Origin of the sequence: Streptomyces sp. NPDC056738, assembly GCF_042790435.1 — a bacterium.
Lineage (GTDB): Bacteria > Actinomycetota > Actinomycetes > Streptomycetales > Streptomycetaceae > Streptomyces.
Genome location: NZ_JBHTZF010000014.1, coordinates 175,398 through 183,318 on the forward strand (window position 1 = coordinate 175,398; position 7,921 = coordinate 183,318).

A 7,921-nucleotide genomic window follows, 5' to 3' on the forward strand; every position below is an offset into this window, starting at 1 on the left:
TCGGCCGCGTTCCGGTTCCTTCGGCTCGCTGTCCCGGTCTTTCGGCCCTCTGTCCCGGCTGCCGGGTTCCTGGGGCGCTGACCGCTGACCGGTGACCACTCTCGGCTGACGGCTTCGTCGGGGGTCTCTTTTTATTTGACTTTAGTCAAAGGCGTAGCGGGTGTCCATCGGTGTTCGCCGGATGGTTTGTCCGTCTTTCGGTGGGTTTTTCCGTGACGCGGCGCACTTCCGGTGCCGGATCGCGCATGTGGTCGGGGGCGAGGGGCAGGTGCTCACAGCTCACGGGGGCGACACCCGCGTGACACAGGGGGATCGAACAGGAACGGAAGGCAACACCGACCATGGCAGGACAGCAGGCAGAACAGACCATCCACGTGGGCGGCGAGTGGCGCCCGGCGCTCTCCGGCGCGACGCGCGAGATCCTCGACCCCGCCGATGCCGTGCCGTTCGCCGTGGTCGCGGAAGGTGACGAGAAGGACGCGGACCTCGCGGTCGCCGCGGCGCGCCGCGCCTTCGACGAGGGACCCTGGCCGCACACCCCGGTCGCCGAGCGCGCGGCCCTGCTGCGCCGCGTCGCCGACCTCCTCGTCCGCGACCGCGAGGAACTCGGCCTGCTCGAAAGCCGGGACGCGGGCAAGACGCTGGAGGAAGGGCGCGTCGACATCGACTGTGTCGCCGACGCCTTCCGCTACTTCGCCGACCTCGTGGTGGGGGAGGGCGGTGGGCGGGTGGTGGATGCCGGGTCGGCCGACGTCCACAGTGTCGTCGTGCATGAGCCGGTCGGCGTGTGCGCGCTCATCACGCCCTGGAACTATCCGCTGCTGCAGGCCAGTTGGAAGATCGCCCCGGCTCTCGCCGCCGGTGACACCTTCGTGGTCAAGCCGAGCGAGATCACCCCGCTGACGACGGTCGCTCTGCTCCGGCTGCTGGCCGAGGCGGGCCTCCCCGACGGTGTCGCGGGACTCGTCACCGGCCCCGGACACACCGTCGGCGCCCGCCTCGCCGAGCACCCCGACGTCGACCTCGTCTCCTTCACCGGCGGTCTGGTCAGTGGTACGAAGGTGGCGCGCGCCGCCGCCGACACGGTCAAGAAGGTCGCGCTCGAACTCGGCGGCAAGAACCCCAACGTCGTCTTCGCCGACGCCTGCGCCACCGAGGAGGGCTTCGACACCGCTGTCGACCAGGCCCTCAACGCCGCCTTCATCCACAGCGGTCAGGTGTGCTCGGCCGGCTCCCGGCTCATCGTCGAGGAGTCGCTGCGTGAGCGCTTCGTCGCCGAACTCGCCCGCAGGGCAGGTGCGATCCGGCTCGGGCGCGGCACCGAGGACGGCGTCGAGTGCGGCCCTCTCGTCTCCGCGCAGCAGCGCGAGAAGACCGAGGCGTACGTCGCCTCCGCGCTGGCCGAGGGCGCGGTGCTCCGGGCCGGCGGCAAGCGGCCCGAGCCGTCGGGAGTCCGGCCCGCCACCGGCTACTTCTACGAGCCGACCGTGCTCGACCAGTGCCACCGCGAGATGCGGGTCGTCCGCGAGGAGGTCTTCGGTCCCGTCCTGACCGTGGAGACGTTCACCACCGAGGACGAGGCCGTCGCGCTCGCCAACGACACCGAGTACGGCCTCGCGGGCGCCGTCTGGACCGCCGACGCCGGCCGCGCCCGCCGTGTCGCGGGGCGGCTGCGCCACGGCACCGTCTGGATCAACGACTTCCACCCCTACCTCCCGCAGGCGGAGTGGGGCGGCTTCGGACGCAGCGGCGTCGGGCGCGAGCTCGGTCCCGCCGGGCTCGCCGAGTACCGCGAGACCAAGCACGTCTACCAGAACCTCGCGCCGGCGCCCGTCCGGTGGTTCGCCGGCTGACCCGGCAGCGGGCATCAGGCATCAGGTAGCAGGCAAGTGGTCGGCCGTCAGCAGGCCCTGGTCGGCAGGTAGCCCGTGGTGGTCAGCCGTCGGCAACCGGCGGCCATCGGTCGGCGGTCATCGGCCGGTTGCCCGGTCCTTCGCTTCGCGCGCCGGGCTCCGGCGCCGTAACCCCTCACCTTTCACAGCACCTTGGAGCACCCCTTCATGTCCCAGCACGAGAACACGTACGACTACGTCGTCATCGGCGGCGGCACGGCGGGCTCCGTGATCGCGTCCCGCCTCACCGAGAACCCGGATGTCAGCGTCGCCGTCATCGAGGGCGGCCCCAGCGACGTGGGACGCGACGACGTCCTCACCCTGCGCCGCTGGATGGGCCTGCTCGGCGGGGAACTCGACTACGACTACCCGACCACCGAACAGCCACGGGGCAACTCGCACATCCGGCACAGCCGCGCCCGCGTGCTCGGCGGATGTTCGTCGCACAACACGCTGATCGCGTTCAAGCCGCTGCCGTCCGACTGGGACGAGTGGGAGGCGGCCGGCGCCAAGGGCTGGGGCGCGGTGCCGATGGAGGCGTACTGGACGCGGCTCCTGAACAACATCGTCCCGGTCGACGCGAAGGACCGGAACGCCATCGCGCGCGACTTCGTGGACGCCGCCCGCTCCGCGCTCGACGTGCCGCTGGTCGAGGGCTTCAACCGGCAGCCGTTCACCGAGGGCGTCGGCTTCTTCGACCTCGCGTACCACCCCGAGGACAACAAGCGGTCGAGTGCCTCGGTGGCCTACCTGCACCCGGTGATGGACGAGCGGCCCAACCTGACGCTTCTGCTGGAGACGTGGGCGTACAAGCTGGAGCTGGAGGGGAAGCGCGTCACGGGCGTGCACGTGCGGACCAAGGACGACGAGGAGGTCCTCGTCCGCGCGCGCCACGAGGTCCTGCTGTGCGCGGGTGCCGTCGACTCGCCGCGGCTGCTGCTGCACTCGGGCATCGGGCCCGCCGGTGACCTGGAGGAGCTCGACATCCCCGTCGTGCACGATCTGCCGGGCGTCGGCGAGAACCTGCTCGACCACCCCGAGTCGGTGATCGTCTGGGAGACGAACGGACCGATCCCGGAGAACTCGGCGATGGACTCCGACGCGGGCCTGTTCGTGCGCCGCGACCCCGAACAGCCGGGCCCCGACCTGATGTTCCACTTCTACCAGATCCCCTTCACGGACAACCCGGAGCGCATCGGCTACGAACGGCCCGCGCACGGCGTCTCGATGACCCCCAACATCCCCAAACCCCGCAGCCGCGGCCGTCTTTACCTCACCAGCGCCGACCCGACGGTCAAACCGGCCCTCGACTTCCGGTACTTCACGGACGAGGACGACTACGACGGCCGCACCCTCGTCGACGGCATCCGGATCGCGCGTGAGATCGCCGCGGCCGAACCGCTCGCCGGCTGGCTCAAGCGCGAGGTGTGCCCGGGACCCGACGTCACCGGCGACGAGGAGCTGAGCGCGTACGCGCGCCAGGTCGCGCACACCGTGTACCACCCGGCGGGCACCTGCCGGATGGGCGGCCTCCTGGACGAACTCGCCGTGGTGGACCCCGACCTGCGCGTCCGCGGCCTCGACGGCATCCGCATCGCCGACGCCTCCGTGTTCCCGGCCATGCCCGCCGTGAACCCGATGGTCGGAGTGCTCATGGTGGGCGAGAAGGCCGCCGACCTGATCGGAGATGACGCGCGATGAACACCCCGACCGGCGCCGAGAGCGCCACCCCGACCGGCGCCGAGAGCGCCATACCGACGAGCGCCGAGAGCGCCGCCCCGGCCCGCGTCGAGAGCGACGCGGCCGTCCAGGCCGAGAGCGCCGAGGGCGGCCCGACCGCCCCCGCCGCCACGACCACCCGCGCCGAGAGCGACACAACCGCCCGCGCCGACGGCGCCACGGCCGCCGCCGAGCCCGTCTTCTCCGTACGCGGCCTGTGGAAGGTCTTCGGGCCGAAGGCCGACCGCGTCCCCGGTGACCCCGAGCTCGCCTCCCTCGACGCCGCCGAGCTGGCCGCCGCCACCGGCTGCACCGCCGCCGTCCGGGACGTCGGCTTCGACGTGCGCAAGGGCGAGGTCTTCGTCGTCATGGGCCTGTCCGGCTCGGGCAAGTCCACCCTGGTGCGCTGTCTCACCCGGCTGATCGAACCCACCTCGGGCAGCCTCGCGATCGACGGCGAGGACGTCCTCGCCATGGACAAGGGCCGGCTGCGCGAACTGCGCCGCCACCGCGCCGCCATGGTCTTCCAGCACTTCGGCCTGCTGCCGCACCGCACGGTCCTCGACAACGTCGCCTACGGCCTGGAGATCCAGGGCGTTCCGCGCGAGGAACGCCGGGCGAAGGCCGCCGAGGTCGTCGCCAAGGTCGGTCTGGAAGGTCTGGAGCAGCGCAGGCCGGGCGAGCTGTCCGGCGGTCAGCAGCAGCGTGTCGGGCTGGCCCGCGCGCTCGCCGTCGACCCCGAGGTCCTGCTCTTCGACGAGCCGTTCAGCGCGCTCGATCCGATGATCCGGCGCGACATGCAGGAGGAGGTCGTCCGGCTGCACCGCGAGGAGGGCCGCACGATGGTCTTCATCACCCACGACCTGACCGAGGCCCTGCGCCTCGGCGACCGCATCGCCCTGATGCGCGACGGGCGGATCGTCCAGCTCGGCACCCCCGAGGAGATCGTCGGCTCCCCGGCCGACGCCTACGTCCGCGAGTTCGTCCGGGACGTGCCCCGCGAGCAGGTCATGACGGTCCGCACGGCCATGCGGGCCGGGGACTGCGGCGGCCCGGACCACCCCGGCGCGCTCGCCCCGAACACCGTGGTCGCCGACGCGATCAAGGCCGTCGCCCGTACCGGCCGCGCCGCCTGTGTCGTCCACGAAGGCTGCTGCCTCGGCGTCGTCGACCACGAGCGGCTGCTCGCCGTCGTCGCCGGAACGGACCTGGGCGCGGTATCGGACCGGAGCGCCGGATCGGACCCACGTGCCGGTGCGGGCCCGCGGAAGGAGGCGGTGTGATGGCCGCAGTCACCGCGTCCGCTCCCCGTACCGTCCTGCCCGCCCGGCTGCGGCACCCCGCCGTCGGCAAACTGGCGCTGCTCGCCGCCCTCGCGGCGGTGCTCGTGCCGCTCGCCGTCGCCCGCTGGTCCGGCGGCAGTTGGCCGCACGCCCTGACCGTCGACCTGACCGGACCGCTCGGCAGGGTAGGCGACTGGATCATCGACAACCGGGACAGCCACCCGCTGTTCCTGTACTTCTTCGGCTACGTCAGCAACGCCGTCGTCCTGTCCGTACGCGCCGTCTATCTGCTGCTCCTCGCGGCCGGCTGGGCCGGAGTGACCGCGCTGGCCGCCCTGGTGGCCTGGCGGGCGGCCGGAGTGCGGCAGGCCGTCGGCACCGGCGTGGCCCTCGTCGTCTGCGGACTGCTCGGCATGTGGGTGCCCACCATGCAGACGCTGGCGGTCATGGCGGTCGCCGTGTGCGCCTCCGTCGTCCTGGGCCTGCTGCTCGGCCTCGCCGCCGGGCTCTCCGACCGCACCCACCGCGCCCTGCGCCCCGTCCTCGACACCATGCAGGTGCTTCCGGCGTTCGCGTATCTGCTGCCCGTCGTGCTGGTCTTCGGGATCGGTGTCCCCGCGGCCGTCCTCGCCACCGTCGTCTACGCCGCTCCGCCCATGGCCCGCCTCACCGCGCTCGGGCTGCGCGACGCGGACGAGGGCGTCATGGAGGCCGTCGCCTCGCTCGGCGCCACGGCCCGCCAGCGCCTGTTCACCGCCCGCCTTCCGCTGGCCCGCAAGGAACTCCTCCTGGGCCTCAACCAGACGATCATGATGGCGCTGTCCATGGCCGTCATCGCCTCAGTGATCGGTGGCGGCGGTCTCGGTGACCGCGTCTACCAGGCCCTCGCCTCGGTGGACGTGGGCGCCGCACTCGCCGCCGGCATCCCGATCGTGCTCCTCGCGGTCGTCCTCGACCGGGTCACGGCCGCGGCGGGCGAGCGGCTCGGCGCGCCCCGGTCGAACAGCCCCCGGCTGTACGTGGCGCTCGGCGTCGTCGCCGTCCTCGTCGTCGCGCTCGCCGGCCGTCTCACGGGCCGCGCGGAATGGCCCGGCGCGTGGTCCGTGAACCTCGCCGAGCCGGTGAACAGCGCCGTCGACTGGATGACCGGCCACCTCTACTCCGGCGTCCCGTACATCGGCGGCACCGCCGACTGGGCGGGCCACTTCACCACCTGGGTCCTCGACCCGCTCCGGGACGGACTCCAGTGGCTGCCCTGGTGGGCCGTGCTGCTGACCGTCGCCGCCCTGGCCTGGCTGATCGGCACCTGGCGCACCGCGCTGACCGCCGTCCTCGCGATGGCCGCGATCGGCGTGCTCGGCGAGTGGAAGCCGGCCCTGGACACGCTCTCCCAGGTGCTCGCGGCGGTCGCCGTCACCCTCGTGATCGGCTTCGCCACCGGCATCGCTGCCGCCCGCAGCGAACGGTTCGAGCGCCTGCTCCGGCCGGTCCTGGACGTCTTCCAGACCATGCCGCAGTTCGTCTACCTCATCCCCGTCGTCGCGTTGTTCGGCGTGGGCCGCGCCCCCGCCGTCGCCGCCGCGGTCGTCTACGCGCTGCCCGCCGTCGTCCGCATCACCACCCAGGGGCTGCGTGGCGTCGACCCGGCCGCGCTGGAGTCGGCCCGCTCCCTCGGCGCCACCGCCGGGCAGCAACTGCGCCAGGTCCAGCTTCCGCTGGCGCGGCCCGCGCTGCTGCTCGCCGTCAACCAGGGGGTCGTCCTGGTCCTCGCCGTGGTCATCATCGGCGGTCTGGTCGGCGGCGGCGCGCTCGGCTACGACGTCGTGTTCGGCCTCGCCCAGGGCGACCTGGCCACCGGCCTGGTCGCGGGCGCGGCGATCGTCTGCCTCGGACTGATGCTCGACCGGGTGACCCAGCCGACCGGGCGCCGCGCGAAGAAGGGAGCCTGACATGCGTGTTCGTACGACATCCGCGGTGGCCGGGGCCTCTGCCCTGCTGCTGCTCACCGGCTGCGGCGCCGCCGACATGACCAAGCAGACCTCGCCCTTCGCGGGCGCCCGGGGCGCGAACTCGGTGACCCTGTCCGTGCAGTCGTGGGTCGGCGCCCAGTCCAACGTGGCCGTGGCGCAGTACCTCCTCGAACACGAGCTGGGCTATCGCGTCGACACCGTCCAGGTCGACGAGGTGCCCGCCTGGGACGCGCTCAGCCAGGGTCGCGTCGACGCGATCCTGGAGGACTGGGGCCACCCCGACCAGGAGAAGCGGTACGTCCAGGACAAGAAGACGATCAAGCCCGGCGGGGACCTGGGCGTGACCGGGCACATCGGCTGGTACGTCCCGACGTACTTCGCGAAACAGCACCCGGACGTCACGGACTGGAGGAACCTCGACAAGTACGCCGGCCTGCTGCGCACGCCCGAGAGCGGCGGCAAGGGGCAGCTCCTGGACGGCTCCCCGTCGTACGTCACCAACGACAAGGCGCTGGTGACCAACCTGAAGCTGAACTACCAGGTCGTGTTCGCCGGTTCGGAGGCCGCGCAGATCACGCAGATGAAGCAGTTCGCGAAGGAGCGGAAGCCGTTCCTCACGTACTGGTACTCCCCGCAGTGGCTGTTCGAGAAGGTCCCGCTGACCGAGGTGAAGCTGCCCGCCTACAAGGAGGGCTGTGACGCCGACGCGGCGAAGGTCGCCTGCGCCTACCCGCACACCCCGCTGAAGAAGTACCTCAACACCGAGTTCGCGAAGACCGGCGGGAAGGCCGCCGTTTTCTTGAAGAAGTTCAAGTGGACCACCGCGGACCAGAACGAGGTCTCCCTGATGATCGCCGACGACAAGCTGACGCCCCAGGAGGCGGCGAAGAAGTGGGTGGACCGCCATCGGTCGACCTGGAGGGCGTGGCTGGCGTCGTGACCCGGTCAGCCGGCTGAGTGAGCCCCCGCGCGGCCGGGCGAGGCCTCGCCCGGCCGCGCGGGCGGGGGCGTGGGCGAACGATCGGGGCCCCGGCGTGGCCGGTCCCCGGTCGTGGGT

At 72.2% G+C, this 7,921-nt stretch carries 5 protein-coding genes; all 5 read left to right on the plus strand.

Features of this window, described 5'->3' with window-relative positions:
• Window positions 1-341 precede the first annotated feature (341 nt).
• The 5 genes from ACFRIC_RS32385 (at window position 342) to ACFRIC_RS32405 (ending at window position 7,804) form a co-directional block, all read left to right on the plus strand.
• A complete protein-coding gene (locus tag ACFRIC_RS32385) occupies window positions 342-1,853 on the plus strand; it encodes an aldehyde dehydrogenase family protein (protein ID WP_382793193.1) in 1,512 nt (503 codons plus the stop codon).
• Window positions 1,854-2,060: 207 nt separating this feature from the next.
• The gene (locus ACFRIC_RS32390; RefSeq protein WP_382793195.1) at window positions 2,061-3,593 is read left to right on the plus strand and encodes a GMC family oxidoreductase; all 1,533 of its coding nucleotides are present in this window, start codon (window positions 2,061-2,063) and stop codon (window positions 3,591-3,593) included.
• Window positions 3,590-4,894, plus strand: a complete 1,305-nt coding sequence (locus ACFRIC_RS32395) for a glycine betaine/L-proline ABC transporter ATP-binding protein (protein ID WP_382793197.1) — start codon at window positions 3,590-3,592, stop codon at window positions 4,892-4,894. Before ACFRIC_RS32390 ends, ACFRIC_RS32395 begins: the two co-directional genes overlap by 4 nt.
• Complete coding sequence (locus ACFRIC_RS32400; RefSeq protein WP_382793200.1) at window positions 4,894-6,843, plus strand: ABC transporter permease; 1,950 nt, start codon at window positions 4,894-4,896, stop codon at window positions 6,841-6,843. The genes ACFRIC_RS32395 and ACFRIC_RS32400 overlap by 1 nt, the downstream gene beginning before the upstream one ends.
• A gap of 1 nt (window position 6,844) precedes the next feature.
• Window positions 6,845-7,804, plus strand: coding sequence for an ABC transporter substrate-binding protein (locus ACFRIC_RS32405; protein WP_382793203.1), 960 nt, complete (start codon window positions 6,845-6,847; stop codon window positions 7,802-7,804).
• Window positions 7,805-7,921: the final 117 nt, after the last annotated feature.

Coding starts and splice junctions, on each gene's coding strand:
- ACFRIC_RS32385 (WP_382793193.1), top strand. CDS start 342: ATGGCAGGACAGCAGGCAGAACAGACCATCCACGTGGGCGGCGAGTGG.
- ACFRIC_RS32390 (WP_382793195.1), top strand. CDS start 2,061: ATGTCCCAGCACGAGAACACGTACGACTACGTCGTCATCGGCGGCGGC.
- ACFRIC_RS32395 (WP_382793197.1), top strand. CDS start 3,590: ATGAACACCCCGACCGGCGCCGAGAGCGCCACCCCGACCGGCGCCGAG.
- ACFRIC_RS32400 (WP_382793200.1), top strand. CDS start 4,894: ATGGCCGCAGTCACCGCGTCCGCTCCCCGTACCGTCCTGCCCGCCCGG.
- ACFRIC_RS32405 (WP_382793203.1), top strand. CDS start 6,845: ATGCGTGTTCGTACGACATCCGCGGTGGCCGGGGCCTCTGCCCTGCTG.